The sequence below is a fragment of the Frankia sp. AgB1.9 genome (assembly GCF_016786355.1).
Lineage (GTDB): Bacteria > Actinomycetota > Actinomycetes > Frankiales > Frankiaceae > Pseudofrankia.
Genome location: NZ_JADWYX010000018.1, coordinates 76,942 through 97,800, shown reverse-complemented (window position 1 = coordinate 97,800; position 20,859 = coordinate 76,942). Strand labels below are relative to the sequence as shown.

Here is a 20,859-nt window from a genome sequence, read left to right as displayed (position 1 = left end):
ATGACTGCCGGGTCACTGACGACTGCTGGCGTCTTGAAGTGGTACCTGCGGCAGCCGGAAGGGGCCGCGTCCGCGCGGATCGTCCCAGATCATGGCCACGCCCGGACCGACCGCCCGGCTTGCCGCCAGACGCTCGGGGAGCTCATCTCGGCGTGCGGTGTCCGGAACAGCATCGGCATTCATCAGAATTTTTTCCGCGACGGCGGTCGAAGCGGAGAGCACCAACAGGAATCCGCAACCCTCCACGAGAAGCGTCTGGAGTGAACCATGGGGCTCGGTCGCCGCGCTGAGGATCAAGTAGGGAGCGGCCCCCTCGGTCCGCAGCCACGTCACCACGTCTGTCCTGCGAGCCAGGCCTGGCACGACGCCAGCAGGCCGTGCCCACATGCCGACCGTCGCTGCTGTCCGTGCCGTGTGCTGCTCGACCTTCGTCCGTCTCCGTCCGTCGTGAAGGCGCGCCGACCAGCGCAGTCGCGGATCAAAGCCTGCCGTCAAGTCGACCCATCCGTCCGGCTCTCTGACGAGATCCCAATGCTCGATGCCAAGGGTCAGCAGTGCCTCGGGCGTCGCCAGGTCGACCATGAGATCCCGGCCCGTGGCGGCCATGGCCTGGTCCAGAACTGTTCGCAGTGCGCGCCGCAGGCCACGCTCCGAGCGTTCCGAAAGCAGCTCGGCTGCCATGCGCCGAGGCGGGGAACCGTCGCAGAACAACGTGGCGGAGACCGTGTCAGGCCAGATGGAGCGAGCACGTACCCGTTCGTCGCCAAGATGGACAAGGAGCCACGCCCGCCGGTTTCCCGTGCTCTCCAGATAGTCGACGAAGTCCTCGGTCGAGAACCCGGAGTCCGCGATCCAGGCTGCCGCGGGCTCGCGGGTGAGGGCCGCCGAAGAAGCGCCGGCCCTACTGGCCGCACCGATGACGAAACGGTAGAGCGGGTCGAGCGGCATCGAGTCCTGGTCTTCGGCGCTGGCGGCCCTGACCAGCAGTTCGTCCAGAGAACCCGCTCGGGGCATGTACCCGTTCTCGCGGTGAAAGATCCGGAGCACTGTCGAGGTCAGGAGCACGTCGGGCTCGGCCGCGCAGAGAGACTGAATGATCATTTTCGCGGTGGCCGCACGTGCCATCGGTCCCGCCAGATCGAACGCACGATGAACATCGGTGTCCGTGGGGTCAGCAGCATGGCGCTGGTGAAGGCGGTCCCGCAGGCTGTTCAGCGCGGCGCCGGTCCAGCCGTCCGCTGTCAGCACCTCACCGCACCGTGTAAACACCTCGCTGTAGAGCCGGCGAACGGATTCGCCGAGTAGGTCAGGAACGCCGACAGGACTGGCGGGCGCTACCGGCGCGAAGACGGCTACATTTCTTCCCTGCCCGAGCGGTTCATCTTCGGGTGATCTGGATGAACTCGGCCCGCCGACTTCGGAGAGCGCGGAAGAGGTTCCAGGGTAGAAAGGCGGCCGCCGATTTCTCGACTCATTCGGCGGAAACGTCGGCGCGTTTGTGGGTCGACGTCGCCCCACAAGCGCGGCATGAATCCCGTCGAGTAGAGCGGCGGATGCCCCGGCCTCGTCCATACCGACAAGGTCGATGGGCGTCAGCGGAGCGAGCAGCCCCTCTGGATCGCACTCCTCGACCCGCACCGGAACGATCCGTCGCCGCGCGCCAGCGGGATCATCTCGCCAAACACTCAGCCATTCGACCACACCTTGTCGTGACGCATCGACGTACGAAGCCGAGACGACTGGCAGAACCGTGATTGTCTTTGACAGCGTCGTATTCATCATAGCCACGTCGTGGGTTCCCGGAACGAGGTCCCACGACTTGACGAACACCCCCACGGGCCGACCGTCGACGGCCCGCAGCTCCTCCAGCTGCCATGCTATCCAGTCCGCCCAGGCCTCATCCCCGGGTGCGTAGCTGAGGTAGAAGTCAAACTCGCTGCGCATGGCCACCCCGGCGCGATGATCTTGATTGAGGCACACTTGGCGGCACGCCGAGCGCCGGACCCCCGTAGTCCATGCGGTAAGTGTCCACCGCAGCCCGGAGGCGTCACAAGGCGGGGTAGCACCGCCCACCGTGGAGTCGCGTCTGCAGCCGCGGCGTCCGCACTCATTTCTCGAGCGGCGGGCGGTCGCGTGCACATTCACGCCAGGTGGGCTGTTCAGGGTTTTTGCCATGATTTGTCTCATCTCGACGGGACAGGCCGGCGGCTCCTCTACCTCCAACAAGAAACGCCGACCCCACCGTCGAAGACTTACCCTCGCTGAAGCGACCGGCTCTCCCGCCTGTCGGCGACGTGGCACTGAACACGCTCATGCGGCGTCTCGTGTCGCGGACCTCGCTGCCGGGCTAACAGGGGTCGTGGTCCGCGAACGCACCCAGCGAGGCAACTCAGTTGCCGTTGAACGGGTCTGACGCGCTATCGGCTCCGCTCCGCCCAGGCGCGCGCCGTGGCGAGCCCGTCCATTCCGGCCACGCCGCGAACAGTCCGCCGACAAGCGCGTCGCGAGCCGCCGATTCGCTGAGGCCCACCAGATCGATCGGCTGGATCGCGCCGAGCCAACTGTCGGGGGCACAGGGACGAACGATGATCGGAATGGGCAGCCCGTCGGGCACGCCATCAAGCCCACGACTGCCCCGGCGTTCCCGGTACCCGCCCGAGACGCCCCACCGGTCCACGAGCCCGGTATCCCCAAGCCACCCCGCCATCACCCGCCGATCCCGGACCGATGGGCGCGTCCCTCACCGGCCACACCGACAACGTGTGGCCGGTGGCGTTCACTGCAGACGGGCACACCCGCGCCACCGGCAGCTGGGACAAGACGGCACGTCTGTAGCAGACACGCTGAGGAACCCGCCGGATGCCGACGGCCAATTCCGGGCGTCCGCATGACCGCGCAACACCCGCCGACCCGACCACCTCTCTCGCACCGTGGACCGGATGTGGCCACGCGAATGATCGTCTCTCGCTCACTGCGAATCTTCGCAGGTCACCGCACAAGTCGATCTTCATGAGCGAAGTTCATGCAGATCTTCGAAGGCACCAACCACTTCCAGCGGTTGGTGATCGGCAGACACCTCGCGCGGGCCTGATCTGCCTGCGTTTTCGCAGGTCACGGACCCCAGTCGTCCTCGGGTGGGCTCGCTGGCGGCTTGCCCTCGACAACCAGGCCCTCGCCCTGGAGCTCAGCTCCCCCACCGCCGACCTCCGCGAGGGCCTCGCTGCTCCAACTACCCGCCGCCGACCGAACCGAGGCCGCGTCGATACCGCCCTCAGAGCTAAAACCTCTAGAGATTTCGTGTTACGGTGCGGGGCATCGCTGGTCGACGAGAGGGCGACGCAGATGCAGACACCACTGGCTCAGGTCTTCACCTGGCCGGACGACGCGCCACAGCTCATCGGCAGCCGGTGCGGCGACTGCGGGGCGACGACCTTCCCCGCGCAGGATCGTTGTCCCCGGTGTGGACGGTCCAGCATGGTCGAGTCGCTCCTGCCTCGTCGCGGCACACTCGTGGCCTGGACGACGCAGGGCTTCGTGCCGAAGCTGCCCTACGCCGGCTCCGAGAAGGCGGACCGCTTTGAGCCGTTCGGGGTCGGCCTCGTTCAGCTGGCCGACGTCATCCGAGTCGAGTCGCGGTTGACGGAGAACGACCCGGCGAAGCTGCGCATCGGCATGGAGGTCGAGCTGGCCGTCGTTCCCTTCTACGTAGACGACGCCGCCAACGAGGTCATGACCTTCGCCTTCGCGCCGGTTCCCGGTAACGGTGACGGGGCCTGAGGAGTCCAGCATGAACGATGTAGCGATTATCGGCGCGGGCCTTCATCCCTTCGGCCGGTTCGGTGCCAAGACCGCCTTCGCCATGGGCGCCGAGGCCATCGACCTGGCGCTCGCCGACGCGGGCGTGACCTGGGCGGACGTGCAGTTCGCCTGCGGCGGCAGCTGGGAGGTCGCGCAGACCGACCCGCTGACCGGGCTGCTCGGGCTGACCGGGATCCCTTTCATCAACGTCTTCAACGCCTGCGCCACCGCGTCGAGCGCGATCCAGACGGCGACCAACGCGATTCTGGCCGGCCAGTGTGAGATCGCCGTCGCCGTCGGCCTGGACAAGCACCCGCGCGGGGCCTTCGTCGAGGACCCGATGCTGGTGAACATGCCGTCGTGGTACGCGGAGAACGGCCAGTACGTCACCACGAAGTTCTTCGGCATGAAGATCAATCGCTACATGCACGACCACGGCATCACCTCCCGGACGCTTGCCCGGGTCGCGGCGAAGAACTTCCGCAACGGCGCGCTCAACCCGAACGCCTTCCGGCGCAAGCCGATCTCGGAGGACGACATCCTGGCCTCGCCCGTGCTCAACTACCCGCTGACGCAGTACATGTTCTGCGCCCCGGACGAGGGCGCGGCGGCCGTCGTCCTGTGCCGGGCGGACGTGGCGCCTCGCTACACCGACACGCCGGTCTTCGTGCGCGCCTCGGCCATCCGCACCCGCCGTTACGGCGCCTACGAGGTGAACACCACGTGGGCGGCCGTCGAGGAGGACGCGGCACCGACGGTGTACGCGTCGCGCGCGGCCTACGAGCAGGCCGGGATCGGCCCCGAGGACGTCGACGTCGTGCAGCTGCAGGACACCGACGCCGGCGCCGAGGTCATCCATCTCGCCGAGAACGGCTTCTGCGCCGACGGCGAGCAGGAGAAGCTGCTCGCGGAGGGCGCCACCGAGATCGGCGGCCGGCTGCCGGTCAACACCGACGGCGGGCTGATCGCGAACGGCGAGCCGATCGGCGCGTCCGGGCTGCGGCAGGTACACGAGCTGGTCCGCCAGCTGCGCGGGCAGGCCGGCGACCGACAGATCCCCGGCAACCCACGGGTGGGCTACGCGCAGGTCTACGGCGCTCCCGGCACCGCCGCTGTCACCATCCTCTCGCGGTGATCCCCGGCGTCGGCCGCCTCCGCAGACGAACAGGGGCAACCGGCGGTTGCGGATGACGCAAGACCTGCGCCAAGACGGTGACGTCACGCGAGCCGCGCTGCTGGCGCCCGGGTCGTACTTCGAGCTCGTCGACGAGAACGTGCGCGACGTACGGATGCGGGTGTTCCGGCAGCGCGCCAGGTCCCTTCGAGAGCTTCTCGACCAGACAGCCCGATTCGGTGAGCGGCTCTACCTGGTCGACGGCGACGTTCGGCTCAGTTTCGCGACCCATCGTGAACATGTCGACGCCTTGGCTGTCGCCCTGGCGCAGCGGCACGACGTGCAGCCGGGTGACCGCGTCGCGATCTACGCCGCCAACCGCTGGGAGTGGGTCGTAGCCTTCTGGGCGATCGCTACCACCGGCGCCATCCCCGCGGCGTTCAACAGCTGGTGGACGTCCAGCGAGTTCGCCCATGCCTGCGCGCTGGTCGAGCCATCGCTGATCATCGGCGACACAGCGCGTCTGACCCGCGCGGCCGAGGCCACCAGCACAGTTCCGCTACTCAACCTCGACGAGGTGCCTGACCTCATCGCGGCTCACCACGGCAGGCACCCGGCGCGGGCGGCTGTAGGCGAGGACGACCCCGCCGTCCTCATCTTCACCAGCGGCACGACCGGCCGGCCGAAGGCCGTGAGCACCTCGCACCGCGGGCTGTGCGGCCTCGAGCAGGTCAACAGGTTCCCGGAGATGCTGGCGATGACCTCGATGGGCCGGCCAGTGCCGGCCTCCGTCGACGACCTTCCCACCCGCGACGACGTCGTGTTGGTGACCTCGCCGCTGTTTCACACCTCGATGCTCTACGGCGTCGTGCTGCGCGCGGCGTCGGCCGGCTCGGCGGGCGTGCTCCTGCCGGGACGCTTCGATCCTGAGCGTGTGCTCGCCACGATCGAACGCGAACGGATCACCAGTTGGCTCGCTCTGGGCAGTGCGGCGCCCCGGGTCTGCGCGTTCCCGGGACGCGACCAGTTCGACACGAGCAGCCTGGCTCACCTGGGAGTCGGCGGCGCGCCGGTCAGCCCAGCCGTGCAACAGACGATCCGTGCGGCGTTCCCCAAGGCGTCCAGAGCCCTGAGTATCGGCTATGCCAGCACCGAGAGCGTGGCCGTCGTCGCCAACCTCAGCGGCCCGGCCCTCGAACGGCACCCGACCTCCACCGGCCGGGCCACCGTCACCACGACGATCCAGCTACGCGACCCGCTCGGAGCCGCCGTACCCGACGGCGCGCTCGGCGAGGTACACATCCGCAGCCCCTATCTCATGCTCGGCTACTGGAACGACCCGGAGCATTCGGGCGCGGTTCTCAAGGAGGGCGGCTGGCTGGCGATGGGCGACGTCGGTCGCATCGTCGACGGCCTGCTGTACATCGACAGCAGGGCCCGCGACATGATCCTGGTCAGCGCCGAGAACGTCACACCAACCGAGGTGGAGCACCAGCTCGAGGCCCACCCGGACGTCGTCGAGGCCGCCGTCCTCGCCGTCGACGACGCGCTGACCGGCGATGCGGTGTGCGCGGCCGTCGTCGTCCGGCCGGGCGCGACGCTCGACGAGCCTGACCTCGCCGCCTGGTGCCGGGCCACCCTCGCGCACTACAAGGTGCCCACCCGCTGGCGTATCGCCCACGATCCGCTCCCCCGCACGGCCACCGGCAAGCTGCTCAAGCACGTCATCCGTGCTCAGGTCACCGACGCCGACAAGGCGAGCGGCCGAGGGCTGGACGGGGAAGCGAGCGACTGAGACCCGGCGAACGGCATCAGGACGAGGAGGACGTAGTGGTATTGCGGGTAGTGCACAGCGGCACAGGGCTGATCGGCCGAGCCACGCTGGACGGGATCCTCAATCATCCCGAGCTCGAACTGGTCGGCATGTACGTCCAGTCGCCGGAGAAGATCGGCAAGGATGCCGGCACGTTCATCGGCCGCGAAGCCACCGGTGTCCGCACCACCAACAACTGGGACGAGCTTCTCGACCTGGCGCCGGACTGCCTTTCCTACCAGAGCAACAGCATCGCTCGCGAGCTCGATGCGGCGAACGACGTCTGCCGGTTCCTCGAATCGGGTGTCAACGCTGTCACAGCCTCGGTCTTCGCCTGGGGGTACCCGCCAGACGTCCCGGCCGAGTTCGCCCACGTACACGAAGCCTGTGCCAGGGGGAACAGCAGCGCGTTCTTCTCCGGGTCGGACCCCGGCTGGGCAACCACGGATCTTGCTATCGCCGCGTTGCGAATGGCCGACGAGGTCGAATGTGTCCGCGTCTGCGAGCTCGGCTACTGGGGTGGCTACGAGGCAGAATACGTCTGCCGCGAGTACTTCGGCTTCGGGCAGAAGCCGGGCTTCGAGCCAGTTCTCGTGAAGGGTGGCTTCCTGCGGCAGATGTGGGAGCCGACCTTGCGGGAACTGTGCGACGCGATGGGAGTCGACATCGAGGACTGGAACACCGTCTACGAGACCGATTCGCTCGACCACGACATCGAGACCGGCTTCGGAACGGTCCACGCGGGCACCGCCTCCGTCGTCCGATTCGAGTTGCAGGCGCTGAACGGCGGGCGCCCGGTCGCGGTCGTCGAGCATGTCGACCGGGTCGGGATGGGGTCTGGGCCACAGTGGAAGGGGCCCTTCGGGCCGGAGGTGTTCGCGTTCCGGATCGAGGTCGAGGGCAACCCGTCGTTCACCCTTGAGCATCAGGTATCCGCCCCATCGGCCGCGTCCGACGGCACGGCGAGGACCGGGAATTCCCGCCATTTCGCCTTCATCACCGCCGGAAAGAGCACGGCGATGCCCCTCGTCAACGCCATCCCAGCGGTGTGTGCCGCGGGGCCCGGCCTGCTTGGCCCACGTGACGTCGGCCATCCCGTCAGTCGCAACGTGCGACGCGCGCACTGACGCGTCCGGACGACGAGCCGCGGTCCCCGGTTCGGTGCACGATCGGCGAGCTGCAACTGGATCCGCTGCCGTCGAGCTGACGGTGTGTTCGCGATCAACGGGGGTCAGCGCTTCGCGCCGCGCGGTACGGCGATCGCGGTCAGCAGGGCACACCCCGGCGCGAGCGCCGACCACCGTTGCGGGCAGGACAGCACGGCGATCGCGGCCGTCGGGAAGGCGACCCGAACCTGATCGCGGGCGTCATCGACGGCATCACCGGCCAGCGTCAGGGTCACCTCCTGCATGGCGGGGTTGTGACCGATGATCAGCAGCGTCCGTACCTCGTCGGGCGTCCCCCTCACCACGGCGAGGACCTCGTCGGCGCTCGCCTCGTAGAGGCGCCGGTCGTAGAGCACGGCCTGTTCGGCGCCCAACTCGGAGCCAGCCAGGTCCCATGTCTCCCGGGTGCGCAACGCCGTGGAGCACACGACGCGGTCAGGCACGATGCGTGCCTCACGCAACCAGCGTCCGGCGGCAGGGGCGTCCCGGCGGCCGCGGGGAGCCAACGGCCGGGAATGGTCGTCCACCTCCGGCCAGGCGGACTTCGCATGCCGCATAACGACCAACCGCCGGGCGGAAGGCGTGGTCATGCCCCGGTGCCGGACGGCACAATCCCCCCGGTCACGACCGGCCCGTCGGCCGCCTCGCGGCAGCACAGCCCGGTCCAGCCCGCGGCTCCCCCGACGGCACGGTCGTCCGTCACACCCGTCGTCCAGATCACGGCCACCACCACACCATCCCAGGAACGAACCGTCTCCGGCCGCAGGACAGCGCGGGCGCGGAGGCGCGCCGGGCGTACTGAGGTCTCAGACCGCCGTCAGGCGGTGGCGCGTGCTGTCATCTCGCCGAGCGAGATGCCACCGTGCGTGATCTCGAAACGGCCCTGGTCGAAGGACCGGGTCGAGACGTCGTGGCCGGCGGCCTCGGCGCGCAGCGCACCAACGGTGGAGTCGGCCTTGGAACGGTGCTGGAACGGGTCGAACGAGTACCAGCGGCAGGCGTTCTCGTAGGTCATCTTGTTGATCTCGTCGTCCGGCACGCCGTCACAGGCCTTGAGCAGCTCCTCGCCCGGGTACGGCCAGGTCGAGTCGGAGTGCGGGTAGTCACACTCCCACGAGATGTTGTCGATACCGATCTTGTTCCGCGTCGCGACGCCGATCGGGTCCTCGATGAAACACGTCAGGAAGTGCTCCCGAAAGACCTCACTCGGCAGCTTGCCGCCGAAGTTCTGGCCAGTCCACAGGTGGTGCATGTCGTACGTGCGGTCGACACGCTCCAGGAAGTACGGAATCCAACCGGTCCCACCCTCGGACAACGCGATCTTGATGTCCGGGAAGTCCTTGATCACACGCGACCAGAGCAGGTCGGCAGCGGCCTGACAGATGTTCATCGGCTGCAGAGTGATCAGAACGTCCATCGGCGCGTCCGGCGCGGTCAGGGTCAGCTTGCCCGACGAGCCGAGATGGATCGACATCACCGTGTCGGTGTCGACCAGCGCCTTCCACAGCGGATCCCAGTGACTGTCGTGGAAGCTCGGATAGCCCAGCGTCGCCGGGTTCTCCGTGAAGGTCAACGAGTGCACACCCTTGGCAGCGACCCGCCTGACCTCCTTCGCGGCCAGCTCCGGGTCCCACAGCACCGGCAGCGCCATCGGGATGAAACGGCCCGGGTAGGTGCCACACCACTCGTCGATGTGCCAGTCGTTGTAGGCCTGCACGACCGAGAGCGCCAGCTCCTTGTCCTCCGCCGCCGCGAACAGCCGCGCGGCGAAGCCAGGGAAGGACGGGAAGCACATCGAGCCGAGCACGCCGGCCGCGTTCATGTCCTTGACCCGCTCATGGATGTCGAAACAGCCCGGGCGCATCTCCTCGAAGGACGTCGGCTCGACGCCGTACTCCTCCTTCGGCCGGCCCGCGACGGCGTTGAGGCCGACGTTCGGGATGACGGTGCCGTTGAAGGTCCAGACGTCGGAACCGTCGTCGCGACGGACGACCTTCGGGGCGACATCGTCGAACTTCGCGGGCAGCCTGCCCTTGAACATGTCGGGTGGCTCGACCAGGTGGTCATCGACACTGATCAGGATGAGGTCGTCGGCTTGCATGCCAGTCTCCGCTCGCGGGGTCGTGGGCTGCCAGAGCTCCGGTTGGGTCGTGGCCGCCGGGTCGGGTCGTGCTGTCGAAGTCGGATTCCTTTTAATATTTCAGTTTTCAGCGCGGAGTCCAGGCCACCGCCGTGGTCAGCCGCCCCAGGCCACGACGGGCCCGGCCGCCGCGACCAGCGCGGTCAGCGCCGCGTAGTCGACCGGCAGCTCCAGGACACCGACGCCGCCCTGGGCGAGCCGGGCGGTGACCGCCGCGCGGTGCTCGGCCGACGACAGCGGCTCGCCGTCGTCGCCCCAGACCTCGACGACGACGGTCAGCCCCAGCTCGTCGGCCCAGCGCAGGCAGCCCGCGGCGACGCCGTCGTCCGGCACCCGGTCGACCACGGCCACGGCGACACCCGCCCCGGTCAGCCCGGCAGCGATCGCCCCGGCGATGGCCAGGCCGGCACCGCCGGCCGCCGGCACCCGGACGCTGCCGAGCCGAACCGTGGAGAAGGTCCGTCCCAACCAGTGTGCGGCCGGTCCCGGCTCGGAGAAAACCGATCCATGCGCAGGCAGCACGGCGGCTAGGTCCGCGGCCGCGCAGGCGGGGTTCAGCGGCCCGGCCGTCTCGGCGTAGAGCGGGCCGACGACGGCGGAGAGATCACGGTAGAGCGCGGGCCGTTCGCCGCCCGCTACGACGGGAATCCGGGCCCGCAGCGTCTCGGCCGCGGCCGGAAGGTCGGCCGGGTCAAGCGTGACGACGCGGGCCGGGTCGAGCCCCGCCGCGGCGAACAGCGCCGGCGGGCACTCGTCGTCGTCGAGGCCGACCCCGACGACGACGGCGTCCGGATGCGCGCCGGCCAGCGCGAGGTCGCGTTCCTGCAGGCAGCCGGTGCCCAGGTGGAACGGGCTGTCCCAGCGGAACACGCCCTTCGCGGTGAAGACGTTGAGGACGCCGAGGCCGGTGCGGGCGGCCAGCTCCTGCAGCGCGGGCACCGCGCCGGCGCGCACGACGCCACGGCCGGCCAGCACCAGGTCGGCGACCAGCTCGCTTCCCGGTAGCCAGGACGTGCCCGTCAGCCGAGCCGCGAGGCTCGGGTCGAACCCGGGTGCGACCGCGTTCGCGGGCCCCGCGTCGGCCGCCAGGTCGAACGCCGGCCGGACGGCCAGGCTGCCGGCGCCCAGCTTGCGGGTCGTCTCGACGGCGGTCGCGAGCCCCGGCAACGTCCGGGCGACCGTCGGCTCACCGGGGTCCACCCGCCGGGACACGAACGTGAGCACGTCGCCGTCCCAGAGCGTGGCGACGCCAGGGCCCATCGTCGCCACGGCCTCGGCCAGCGCGTACGCGCAGTCGAGGTCCGGAGCGGGCACCGAACGCAGACCGGGGATGGGCCGACCCGACCCGCCGGGCGTCTCGATCACGAAAGGAATCCCCTGGCGGCTCAGCCAGTCCCCGAGTGCCATGCGTCTTCTCGTCCCTCCCAGACCTGGAAGGTATGTTATATACAATCTACACATGAGCGGCTCGCCGTCCCTGGCCAACTGAGCAGCCCGGGACGCGACCGAGCGCCGAACCCCGGCCACCGTCTTCTCCACCGCCAGCCCCGCGGTGGAGAAGACGGCTGGGGCGACGCGTCTCCGCTCGCCGGCACACCATGACTCACCAGCACCGACCCGCGCAACCGATCTTCTCGCCACGCGGCCGGCGGCGCGGCGCGCAGAAGGGCCGACCAGATGAGCAGCGAGAACACGAAGGTCTACACCCACGAGTTCATCGACATCCGCGGGTCGAACCGGGCGAACTACGTCCACCACATGACGGCGAACTGGAGCCCGATCGCCCAGGAGGAGCGCGACCAGCTCTGCTACGGCGTCTGGGGCGTCATCGGGACCACGGGCCGCTGGCCGCAGGTCGTCAACATGTGGGAGGAGGACGGCTTCGACGGCCTGGCCGCGGGCCTGGACCACGAGACGAAGTCGGCCACCTTCCAGGACCCGAAGCTCGCCAAGTGGTGGGAGGAGGCCGCGACCTACCGCAGCGGCGGCCTCGACCGGGTCATCGTGCCGACGCCGTGGTCGCCGACGATCTCCCAGCTGTGCGCCGACGGCGTCCGCGGCGACGTGTACGCGCACGAGATGGTCAGGGTCCCGCGCGGCACTGCCCGGGACTTCCTGGAGATCGTCGCCGCCGAGGCGGTACCGGTGTTCGAGCCGTTCGGCTGGAAGCTCATCGGCGCCTTCCGGACCGCGCTCGCGGACGACTCCGAGTGCATCCTGCTGTGGGCGATCGAGAGTATGCAGGCGTGGGCCGAGCTGGAGAAGGCGGCCACGTTCGGCGGCAGCGTCGAGCGCTGGCGCAAGCGGCTGTTCGAGGTGAGCGAGTCCAACGGCCGGTTCCTGATGCGGGACGCGCCGCTCGCGCCGCTGCGTCTCGGCCGCCAGCCCAGCCGGGCCGACCGGCACGAGGGCTGGGCGGACCTCTAGCCCCTTGGCGGGTCGTCGCCAAGAACATTGTCGCCAACAACGTCGTCGCCAGAAACGTCGTCGCCAGGTTCGCGGAGCTGGGAGGCCCGGATGAGTGTGTCGTTCAGTGAGGAACGCGAGCAGCTGCGCGCGGTCGTCCGGGAGTTTCTGGCCGACGTGTCCGGTGAGGACGCCGTGCGGGCGAGCATGACGACGGCGACCGGGTGGGACCCGGCGGTGTGGCGGGCGCTGGCCGACGACCTGGGGATCCTGGGTCTGGGCATCCCGGAGGAGCTCGGCGGCGTCGGCTACGGGTTCGCCGAGATCGGCGTCGTCGCCGAGGAGACCGGCGCGGCGCTGCTGTGCGCGCCGTACCTGGCCACCGTCACCGCCGCGCAGGCCCTGCTGGCCGCCGGCGACGACGCGGCGGCCAGCGACCTGCTGCCCGGCCTCGCCGCCGGCACGGTAGCGACGCTCGCGGTGGCCGAGGCCGACGGGCGCTGGGAGGCGGGCTCCATCCAGGCGACCGCCGAGCACGCGGCCGGCGGCTGGCGCGTCTCGGGCACCAAGACGTTCGTGCTCGACGGCGCGACCGCCGAGCTGGTCCTCGTCGCGGCGCGGACCGGTGCCGGGATCGGCCTGTTCGCCGTCGACGGCGAGGCCGACGGGCTGACCCGCACCCGCCTGGCCACCCTGGACCAGACCCGCCGGCAGGCCCGGCTCGACCTGGCCGGCGTGCCCGCGCGCCTCATCGGCGCCGAGGGCGAGGCCTGGCCCGCGATCGAGCGCGCGATCCGGCTGGCGATCGTGGCGCTGGCCGCGGAGCAGGTCGGCGGTGCCGCCAGGGTGCTCGACATGGCGGTCGACTATGCCAAGACGCGGGTCCAGTTCGGCCGGCCGATCGGCTCGTTCCAGGCCGTCAAGCACAAGCTCGCAGACGTGCTGGTCGAGGTCGAGTCGGCGCGCTCGGCCTCCTACGCGGCGACGGCGGCGGCCCAGCGGCCGGACGACCCCGAGTTCGCGCTGGTCACCAGTCTGGCGAAGGCCTTCTGCTCGGACGCGTACGTGCACGCCGCCGCCGAGAACATCCAGGTCCACGGCGGGATCGGCTTCACCTGGGAGCACCCGGCGCACCTGTACCTCAAGCGCGCGAAGAGCTCCCGCGTCCTGTTCGGCGACCCGGTCCACCACCGGGAACTGCTGGCCAGCCAGCTCTAGACGGCTCGCGGGGCACCGGTTGGCCGGCGCCCCGCCAACGCCGGTCTCAGCCCCTGGCGGCCTTGGCCTCGCGGGCCGCCCGCAGCTGGTCGCGCAGGGCCCGTACATGGTCGGCGAAGCCGGGTCGGCCGACCGACCACTCCTGCGCTTCGAGCTCAAGCTCGACGGCCGCTTGGGCGGAGGTGACGGCGAGGCTCGCCCGCAGCGTCTCCTTCGTGCGCGCGACGAGTTCGGCCGGCCGGCCCGCGGCACGGGCGGCCAGGGCACAGGCCCGCGCGAGCAGCTCGTCGCTCGGCACACAACGCCAGGCGAGTCCGGTGGCGGCGGCCTCCGCGCCGGTCAGCCGGTCACCGCAGAGCACGAGCGCGGCGGCGCCCTGCGGCCCGACGCGGTGCGCCAGCCGCCACAGGTGGCCGCCACCGGGGTGGATGCCGACGTCGAGGAAGCGTGGGTCGAAGGCGGCCCGCGGCGAGGCCAGCACGATGTCGCAGGCCAACGGCAGGTTGACGCCCGCTCCGATCGCCGGGCCGTCGACGGCGGCGATCGTCGGCACCGGGGCTCCCGCCACCGCCAGCATGCCGGCGTAGACCTCGCGCAGCGGCGCCTTCGGGGTGATCAGGTCGTCCAGGTTGCCGCCCGAGGAGAACACCGGTGGGCACGCGGTCAGCACGATCGCCCTGGCGCCGTCGGCCAGCGCGGCCGCGACCGCGGCGGCGAGCGCGTTGGACAGCTCCAGGGACAGCGCGTTGCGGTGCGCGGGGTCATCGAGCGTCAGAACGGCGTACCCGTCGCGCGACTCGGTCGCGACCAGGGGCCGGCCCGGCTGCTCCGGCTTCGGCGCTTCCCCGTTCTCGGACGTCATGGTCAGACCCTCGGCTGGCCGTCGGCGTCGAGGTGCTCGCCGGCGGCGGCCAGCTCGGCCAGCCGGTTGAGCGCAGCCGCGTCGAGCGGCGCGGCGGCGGGGTTGAAGACGACGTCGTCGACGGCGATCTTCGGGTGGTCGAGGGCGACCGCGACCAGCTCGGCGACGGCGGCGCCCACGTCGTCGACCTCCATGAAGTCGGCCGTGACGATGCCGGTGCCGGCCCATCGGGGCAGCAGCTCGCCGAGGATGTCGTCGCTGAAGTCACGGTGGATCTCGGTCGGCATCGTCGCGCCGATGGTCAGCTTGAGGAACCGGTGCTCGGGATGTTCCATCCGCCAGGTGCGGATCGTGTGCTCCAGCGCGGCCTTGGTGGCCCCGTACGCACCGAGGCCGTGCAGTGGCTGGGCGACGTTCGCCGAGGAGACGAACAGGAACAGGCCCGGCTCGACGCGTGCCTTCACCGCGGCGGCGGTGACCAGGGCTGGCCCGACGACGTTCGTGGCGAACGCCTGGAACCACGTCTCGGCGGTCAGGCCGGTCATCACCTGCAACGGGGAGACGCCGACCGGCAGCAGCACCGCGTCGAGGCCGCCGAGAGCGGTCGTGGCGGTCTCGACCACCCGGGCGCAGGCGTCGGCATCCGTCAGGTCCGCCTGGATCGCCACGCCGCCGCCCGCGGCCGCGACGACCTCGTCCAGCTGGGCGGCGCGCCGGCCGACGACGGCGATCTGGCCGCCGTGGGCGGCGATGGCGAGCGCGGTCGACCGGCCGACGCCGGACGACGCGCCGACGATGAGGACCCGCCGCCCCTTCAGATCAATGGCGACGCCCATGGGCATGCTCCCTGCGGAGACGGGAAGGAGGACAGATCGCATAATATATCCAGTAATCCTCCGAGTCTCATCCCGGGGGTCGAACGCCACGCCGGCCCGGATCGCGCACCCGAGCCCACCGCGACCGGCGGCGCGACGCCACCCGGCAAACGCCAGCGGCCGGTCACCAGCAGCGCTGGTGACCGGCCGGATGACGAACCTGGCGCGTGCGCGCCCGGCTCAGATGGCGCGCTCGCCCTTGAGCATCGAACCGGCGTCGAGCCGGATGTTCAGGCCGGTGATGTATCGGGAGTCCTCGCTGGCCAGGAACAGGACCAGCGCGGACACGTCGCCCGGCTCGATGAACGAGATCGGCATCGGCTGCATGAACGGGAACGCGACCTCCGCGTCCTCACGGGTCGGCGTCTTGCCCTCGGCGACGAGGTCCGGCCGGAAGGCGCTGTAGATGTCGTCGTTCTGCAGCAGCCGGGTGTTGACGTTGGTCGGGTGGATCGCGTTCAACCGGATCGAGTGCGGCGCGAGCTGCAGCGCCAGCGTCTCGATGTACTGGAAGACGAGCCGCTTCGCGAACGAGTAGGCGACGCCACCGGTCTTGCCCATGGCCTCGGTGGTGTTCTTCATCAGGCCCGCGGTGGAGCCGGTGATGATGATCGAGGCGCCGGCCTGCAGGTGCGGCGCGACGACGGCGACGGTGTTGTGCGCGCCGACGAAGTCGACGTCCATGCCGTCGATGAAGCCCTCGATGAGGGTGTTGTCCTTCATCGGCAGGATGCCGGCGTTCGCCAGGACGATGTCGACCCGGCCGAACCGGGCGAGGCCCTGGTCCAGCGCGGTCTTCAGCTGCTCCTTGATCCGTACGTCCGCCTTGACGGCGACGATGCCGCGGCCGAGCGCCTCGACCTCCTTGACGGTCTGCGCCAGGTCGTCCGCGCTCGCCATCTCGTAGTTGACGCTCGGGATGTCCTCACAGATGTCCACCGCGATGATGTCGGCACCCTCGCTGGCGAGCTTGATGGCGTGGCTGCGACCCTGCCCCCGGCCCGCTCCGGTGATGAAGGCGACCTTGCCGTCGAGCTTGCCCATCCTGTCCTCCTGGTACTGGTCGTGGCCCCGGTGCCGTCGACCGGAAAAGGCGCTCTGCCCAGCTACGGGGCACCGCGCCTACTTGGAAACACTCTGCCTACTTGAAACGCTGGCCTGACTGGAAACTCTTTGCCTGGCCGAAGCCACGGCTGCCCGAAGCGGACAGTTCCCCCACGGAACAGCATGCCTCTGCTGGACGGCAGGAGCCAGCGCTGAGCTGCCCGACCAGCGGGCACGATGCCGCCAACGGGGTGCCGGATCAGGACAGACGAGATCCGGCCCGCCGGCGAACAAGCCGACGGGCCGGAAAGCACGGCGAGAACTAGGCCTCGGCCGTGGTCGCGTCACCGAGGTAGTGCCGCAGAACCTCTCCGTGCGCCGCGCTCGTCGGGCCCGCCCAGGCGATCTCGCCCCGGTGCATGACCAGGGCCTCGTCCGCGAAGGCCAGCGCGCGGTGCACGTACTGCTCGATCATGATCACGGTGACGCCGGCCTGCCGCGCCCGGTCGAGGCCGTCGAAGACGAGGTCGACCATCTTCGGGGCCAGGCCCAGCGACATCTCGTCGGCGATGACGAGCTTCGGCGCGGTGGCCAGGGCCCGCGCCAGCGACAGCATCTGCTGCTCACCGCCGGAGAGCAGGCCGGCGGACTGCCTGCGCCGGTTCGCGAAGACCGGGAAGATCTCCAGCGCCAGCTCGACGGCCTGCTTGCGGGCCTTGCGGCCGGGCACGACGGCCGCGGCCATCTTCAGGTTGTCGATCACCGTCAGGCCACGGAAGACACCACGGCCCTCAGGCAGGTGGACGAGCGCCGACCTGCGCACCCGGTGCGCCGGCCAGCCGCTGACGTCCTCGCCGCCGATGAGGATCTTGCCGCCGCTGGTCGGCACCAGGCCGGAGACCGCGCGGGCGAGGCTGCTCTTGCCCGCGCCGTTGGCCCCGAGCACCGCCAGCGCCTTGCCGGCCGCCAGCGTGAAGGAGATCCCGTTGAGGGCGAGGGCGTCGCCGTAGTGCAGCGACAGGTTCTCGACCGTCAGCAGCGGCCCGCCGGTGGTGTCGACCTGGTGCCGGGGCTGGGCCGAGATCTTGGGGTTCGGCAGACCGCCGAACTCGTCGGCCTCCGCGTTCGCGGACGCCGTCGCCTCGGAGTCGACCTCCTCGCCGAGGTAGGCCGCGCGGACCGCTGGGTCGTTGCGGACCTGCTCGGGCGGGCCACTGGCGATCATCTTGCCGAACTCGAGCACGTAGACGGCACTGGACAGCCGCATGACCAGCTCGACGTCGTGCTCGACCAGCAGCGCCGAGATGCCGCGCTCGTCGACGACCCGGCGCAGGACCTCCTCCATCTGCGAGGTCTCGTTCGGGTCCAGCCCCGAGGACGGCTCGTCCAGCAGCAGCACGCGCGGGCTCGTCGCGAGCGCCCGGCCCAGCTCCAGCATACGGGCGGTGCCGAGCGGCAGGCCGAGCGCGGGGCGGTTGCGGACCGGGACGAGGCCGAGCTGCTCGATGAGCTCGTCGACCGTCTCGCGCTCCGTCTTGCTGGCGGGGCGGAGGCTGCCGATGGTGAACAGGTCCGTCCAGACCCGCGACTTCTCGTGTTTGGCCCGGTAGGCGAGCACGAGGTGGTCGCGGACGCTCAGGCTGTCGAACAGCTCGGTGTGCTGGAAGGTACGGGCGATGCCGCTCGCGGCCCTGGACTGGGCGCTCGTGCCGGTGATGTCCTGGCCTTCGAGCAGCACCTTGCCGTTCGCGGGGCGGATCAGCCCGGACAGCACACCGAACAGGGTGCTCTTACCGGCGCCGTTCGGCCCGACCAGACCGACGATGGTGCCCGCCGGGACCGCCAGGTTCGCCTTGTCGACCGCGACGAGACCGCCGAAGCGCACCGTCACATCGACGCATTCCAGCCGCGGCCGGCCCCGGACGGCACCGTTTAAGGTGCCCGTCGTCTCCACGAGACCTCCCGTCATGACTCCACCTTCGCGGTCGCGCTGGTTGCGTTGGAGCCGGCGTGGGCGACTGGCTGGCCGCCCGGGCCACCGGTGGGGGGAATGCCGGACCTACCGGCCCCGGCCACCGCCGGCACCGGAGGGAGGGGTGCGAACCGGTTGACCAGCTTCGCGACCTGGCGACGGATCATCCGACCCTGTTGCAGGACGACGCCCTCTGGGTTGCTGGCGACACCGATCGCGCCGAGTCCGAACAGGATCGCCGGGATCTCGCCGAAGCGGGCCGGCAGCCAGTTGGTGACGGCCCCACCGGACAGGGTCAGCAGGACACCGGCGACGGCGGCGGCCGTGATGGAGCGGACCCCCATCGTCACCACGACGGCGAGCCAGACGAGGCCGCCGAACGTCGCGTAGGACGCCGGCTGCGCCGACATGTTGTACAGCCCCAGCATGCCGCCACCGATCGCCGCGACGAACGCGCCGATCGCGCCGATGACGACCTTCACCTGCACGACGCTCAGGCCGAGCGTCCGTGCCGCAGGAGTGCTGTCCCGCACGCCCCGCAGCGCGAGGCCGCTGGTCGAGCGACGCAGGTTGAGGATCAGCAGCGCCAGGATGACGAAGACGCCGAGGGACAGGTAGGCGAACGGCAGGTCGTCGACGGCCCAGCTCGGCCTGTTGAGCGTGACGCCGAGGCCGCCGTGGGCGAACCGGTCGCGAGTGAACACCAGTGTCTCGATCAGCAGGCCGAACGTCAGCGTGGTGAGACCGACGTAGAGGTCGCCCAGGCGGATCGTGAGCAGGCCGATGATCGCGCCGACGACGGCCGCGACGATCGCCGCCATGAAGATCGCGAGCAGTACCGGCACGTGCCACATGTCGACGAACTGACCGGCTCCCAGCGCACCCGCGCCGGCGAAGATGATCTGCGAGAGCCAGAGCATCCCGCCTTCACCGGTGGAGACCGTGAACGTCAGGAAGGTGATCGCGAAGGTCAGGCCGCTCGCGGTCAGGCCGAGCCAGTAGGGCGAATTGCTGAAGATCAACGGTAGGGCGGCCACGACGATGAACGGGATCACCCCGAAGTACCGCTCCCAGGCACGTTCGTTGCCCGTGATGATGTCGCCGACGTCCTCGTGCGCAGGCTTGATGGCCGCGTCGAGCGGGCCACCACCGGCGGCCTCCTCGTCGATCGTGCCCTTGCGCAGCACGTAGAACAGGAGGAACACGGTCAGGAACGCGAACGGGATGCTCGGCACGATCGCGGCGGACAGCGTGCTGTTCGTCGGCAGGTACTTCTGGATGACGTCGGTGACGACGCCCATGACCAGCGACGCGAGAACCGCTCCGGGCAGCGAACGCAGCCGGGCGGCGACCATCGCGGCGATGGCGGCGGACAGCAGGGCCGTCATGCCACCCGGCGAGAGCCCGTTGGTCGGGGCGACGAGGATGCCCGCGAGGCCGGCCAGCGCGGTGCTGACGGTCCACACCCCGAGCGAGACCCGGCCCGGGTTGGTGCCGGACAGGGAGGCCATGGCCTCCGAGTCGACCATCGCGCGGACCCGCAGGCCGACGTCGGTGAACCGCAGGACCACGGTTCCGGCGAGCACCACGAAGATCAGGAACCCGTAGGTGATCACCTGGTCGGTGGTGACCGCGGTCCCGAGGACGTGGTAAGGCTTGTCAGTCAGCGCCGCGAGGCCGGGAGCGGCGGTGATGGCCTGGCTGCCGAAGATGAGGTTCGCGATCGGCGGCAGGGCGACGGAGAGGCCGATCGTCGCGACCAGCTTGACCAGCGTCGTCTTGCCCCGCAGATGCCGGAACAGCGCGCCGTAGAGGAAAGCCCCGAGCGCCGGCGCGAGGACGAGGATGGACAGCACGCCGGCTGTCCAGGTGCCCATGTGGTGCTCGGAGTTCAGCCAGTAGTAGAAACGGGCGACGAAGAAGGCAATCGACCCGAAGGCGAAGTTGAAAACCCCCGCCGAGACGAACGTGACGACCAGGGCCGACGACGCGATCGCATAGATGGACCCGAGGGCTAAACCGGCCACTATGTACTGCAGCATGCTACTTCCTCCGCACCGGCATCCGGCGGCTCATCATTAAGGCGCGACAGCGCGGTTGGGATCTTCGACCGCCCGGACTATCACCAACTGCCTCCTTCAGCAAGGGTCTGCTGGGGCGGCCGGGGCGGACCGCCGTCACGGTAGCTACAGCGTGTGGGCCACGTTACAGTTTTCGACGTCAATGTCAAGCTTTGTCAGAGGAGGGGCCATAGGGCCCTTGAGGGGTCTGGATCGCCCGTTCACCAGCTATGAGCCTAGGCGTTGAGGCGCTTGCCGGACCCCCACAATTTGGCCACAACGACGTGACGGTGCGCAACAACATTCACGACCATGGACGGTCGCCATCACTGTCAGCAGTAATTTCGCCGGTGAGTGACCATCGCGCGGCCCACTCCGACCGGGCCGCCGC

17 protein-coding genes are annotated in these 20,859 nt (G+C 69.9%); 6 read left to right on the top strand and 11 right to left on the bottom strand.

Features of this window, described 5'->3' with window-relative positions; genetic code table 11:
• Positions 1-12: 12 nt before the first annotated feature.
• Both I6A60_RS09345 and I6A60_RS09340 read right to left on the bottom strand, forming a co-directional pair.
• Positions 13-1,944, bottom strand: coding sequence for a TIR domain-containing protein (locus I6A60_RS09345; RefSeq protein WP_203018251.1), 1,932 nt, complete (start codon positions 1,942-1,944; stop codon positions 13-15).
• A gap of 445 nt (positions 1,945-2,389) precedes the next feature.
• Positions 2,390-2,614 (bottom strand): hypothetical protein, encoded by a 225-nt coding sequence (locus I6A60_RS09340; protein WP_203018249.1) that lies wholly within the window; start codon positions 2,612-2,614, stop codon positions 2,390-2,392.
• A 728-nt stretch (positions 2,615-3,342) separates the two neighbouring features.
• Here I6A60_RS09340 and I6A60_RS09335 point away from each other — a divergent pair.
• From I6A60_RS09335 to I6A60_RS09320, 4 genes are read left to right on the top strand one after another with little or no spacing between them, the layout of a single operon-like run.
• Positions 3,343-3,777: a Zn-ribbon domain-containing OB-fold protein gene (locus I6A60_RS09335; RefSeq protein ID WP_203018247.1), complete on the top strand. Its 435-nt coding sequence runs from the start codon at positions 3,343-3,345 to the stop codon at positions 3,775-3,777.
• A 10-nt stretch (positions 3,778-3,787) separates the two neighbouring features.
• On the top strand, positions 3,788-4,933 hold the full coding sequence (locus tag I6A60_RS09330; protein ID WP_203018239.1) for a thiolase family protein: 1,146 nt from the start codon (positions 3,788-3,790) through the stop codon (positions 4,931-4,933).
• A 52-nt stretch (positions 4,934-4,985) separates the two neighbouring features.
• The gene (locus tag I6A60_RS09325; protein WP_203018237.1) at positions 4,986-6,707 is read left to right on the top strand and encodes a class I adenylate-forming enzyme family protein; all 1,722 of its coding nucleotides are present in this window, start codon (positions 4,986-4,988) and stop codon (positions 6,705-6,707) included.
• Between the two features lie 35 nt (positions 6,708-6,742).
• On the top strand, positions 6,743-7,852 hold the full coding sequence (locus I6A60_RS09320; protein WP_203018235.1) for a dihydrodipicolinate reductase: 1,110 nt from the start codon (positions 6,743-6,745) through the stop codon (positions 7,850-7,852).
• Between the two features lie 104 nt (positions 7,853-7,956).
• On the opposite strand, the gene I6A60_RS09315 is transcribed toward I6A60_RS09320, so the two are convergent.
• From I6A60_RS09315 to I6A60_RS09300, 4 genes are all read right to left on the bottom strand, one after another.
• Positions 7,957-8,448, bottom strand: a complete 492-nt coding sequence (locus I6A60_RS09315) for a histidine phosphatase family protein (RefSeq protein ID WP_203018233.1) — start codon at positions 8,446-8,448, stop codon at positions 7,957-7,959.
• A gap of 29 nt (positions 8,449-8,477) precedes the next feature.
• Entirely contained in the window at positions 8,478-8,618 is a 141-nt protein-coding gene (locus I6A60_RS09310; RefSeq protein ID WP_203018231.1) for a hypothetical protein, read from the bottom strand.
• A gap of 90 nt (positions 8,619-8,708) precedes the next feature.
• Positions 8,709-9,992, bottom strand: a complete 1,284-nt coding sequence (locus tag I6A60_RS09305) for an amidohydrolase family protein (RefSeq protein WP_203055595.1) — start codon at positions 9,990-9,992, stop codon at positions 8,709-8,711.
• A gap of 135 nt (positions 9,993-10,127) precedes the next feature.
• Entirely contained in the window at positions 10,128-11,438 is a 1,311-nt protein-coding gene (locus I6A60_RS09300; RefSeq protein WP_203055594.1) for a thiamine pyrophosphate-binding protein, read from the bottom strand.
• A gap of 270 nt (positions 11,439-11,708) precedes the next feature.
• Here I6A60_RS09300 and I6A60_RS09295 point away from each other — a divergent pair, with 270 nt between their 5' ends.
• Both I6A60_RS09295 and I6A60_RS09290 read left to right on the top strand, forming a co-directional pair.
• Positions 11,709-12,458 (top strand): NIPSNAP family protein, encoded by a 750-nt coding sequence (locus I6A60_RS09295; protein ID WP_203024840.1) that lies wholly within the window; start codon positions 11,709-11,711, stop codon positions 12,456-12,458.
• A gap of 90 nt (positions 12,459-12,548) precedes the next feature.
• The gene (locus I6A60_RS09290) at positions 12,549-13,655 is read left to right on the top strand and encodes an acyl-CoA dehydrogenase family protein (protein WP_203055593.1); all 1,107 of its coding nucleotides are present in this window, start codon (positions 12,549-12,551) and stop codon (positions 13,653-13,655) included.
• 46 nt (positions 13,656-13,701) lie between these two features.
• On the opposite strand, the gene I6A60_RS09285 is transcribed toward I6A60_RS09290, so the two are convergent.
• The 5 genes from I6A60_RS09285 to I6A60_RS09265 form a co-directional block, all read right to left on the bottom strand.
• Positions 13,702-14,517, bottom strand: a complete 816-nt coding sequence (locus I6A60_RS09285) for an enoyl-CoA hydratase-related protein (protein WP_203014386.1) — start codon at positions 14,515-14,517, stop codon at positions 13,702-13,704.
• A 2-nt stretch (positions 14,518-14,519) separates the two neighbouring features.
• Entirely contained in the window at positions 14,520-15,353 is an 834-nt protein-coding gene (locus I6A60_RS09280) for an SDR family NAD(P)-dependent oxidoreductase (protein ID WP_203014388.1), read from the bottom strand.
• A 219-nt stretch (positions 15,354-15,572) separates the two neighbouring features.
• Complete coding sequence (locus I6A60_RS09275; protein ID WP_203014389.1) at positions 15,573-16,436, bottom strand: mycofactocin-coupled SDR family oxidoreductase; 864 nt, start codon at positions 16,434-16,436, stop codon at positions 15,573-15,575.
• A gap of 322 nt (positions 16,437-16,758) precedes the next feature.
• A complete protein-coding gene (locus I6A60_RS09270; protein ID WP_203014398.1) occupies positions 16,759-18,405 on the bottom strand; it encodes an ATP-binding cassette domain-containing protein in 1,647 nt (548 codons plus the stop codon).
• Positions 18,402-20,450 (bottom strand): ABC transporter permease, encoded by a 2,049-nt coding sequence (locus I6A60_RS09265; RefSeq protein ID WP_203014400.1) that lies wholly within the window; start codon positions 20,448-20,450, stop codon positions 18,402-18,404. The genes I6A60_RS09270 and I6A60_RS09265 overlap by 4 nt, the downstream gene beginning before the upstream one ends.
• Between the last annotated feature and the right edge of the window lie 409 nt (positions 20,451-20,859).

Excerpts from the sequence above, each read along its gene's own strand:
- I6A60_RS09345 (WP_203018251.1), bottom strand. The coding sequence starts at position 1,944 with ATGCGCAGCGAGTTTGACTTCTACCTCAGCTACGCACCCGGGGATGAG.
- I6A60_RS09335 (WP_203018247.1), top strand. The coding sequence starts at position 3,343 with ATGCAGACACCACTGGCTCAGGTCTTCACCTGGCCGGACGACGCGCCA.
- I6A60_RS09330 (WP_203018239.1), top strand. The coding sequence starts at position 3,788 with ATGAACGATGTAGCGATTATCGGCGCGGGCCTTCATCCCTTCGGCCGG.
- I6A60_RS09325 (WP_203018237.1), top strand. The coding sequence starts at position 4,986 with ATGACGCAAGACCTGCGCCAAGACGGTGACGTCACGCGAGCCGCGCTG.
- I6A60_RS09315 (WP_203018233.1), bottom strand. The coding sequence starts at position 8,448 with ATGCGGCATGCGAAGTCCGCCTGGCCGGAGGTGGACGACCATTCCCGG.
- I6A60_RS09305 (WP_203055595.1), bottom strand. The coding sequence starts at position 9,992 with ATGCAAGCCGACGACCTCATCCTGATCAGTGTCGATGACCACCTGGTC.
- I6A60_RS09300 (WP_203055594.1), bottom strand. The coding sequence starts at position 11,438 with ATGGCACTCGGGGACTGGCTGAGCCGCCAGGGGATTCCTTTCGTGATC.
- I6A60_RS09295 (WP_203024840.1), top strand. The coding sequence starts at position 11,709 with ATGAGCAGCGAGAACACGAAGGTCTACACCCACGAGTTCATCGACATC.
- I6A60_RS09290 (WP_203055593.1), top strand. The coding sequence starts at position 12,549 with ATGAGTGTGTCGTTCAGTGAGGAACGCGAGCAGCTGCGCGCGGTCGTC.
- I6A60_RS09285 (WP_203014386.1), bottom strand. The coding sequence starts at position 14,517 with ATGACGTCCGAGAACGGGGAAGCGCCGAAGCCGGAGCAGCCGGGCCGG.
- I6A60_RS09280 (WP_203014388.1), bottom strand. The coding sequence starts at position 15,353 with ATGGGCGTCGCCATTGATCTGAAGGGGCGGCGGGTCCTCATCGTCGGC.
- I6A60_RS09275 (WP_203014389.1), bottom strand. The coding sequence starts at position 16,436 with ATGGGCAAGCTCGACGGCAAGGTCGCCTTCATCACCGGAGCGGGCCGG.
- I6A60_RS09270 (WP_203014398.1), bottom strand. The coding sequence starts at position 18,405 with ATGACGGGAGGTCTCGTGGAGACGACGGGCACCTTAAACGGTGCCGTC.
- I6A60_RS09265 (WP_203014400.1), bottom strand. The coding sequence starts at position 20,450 with ATGCTGCAGTACATAGTGGCCGGTTTAGCCCTCGGGTCCATCTATGCG.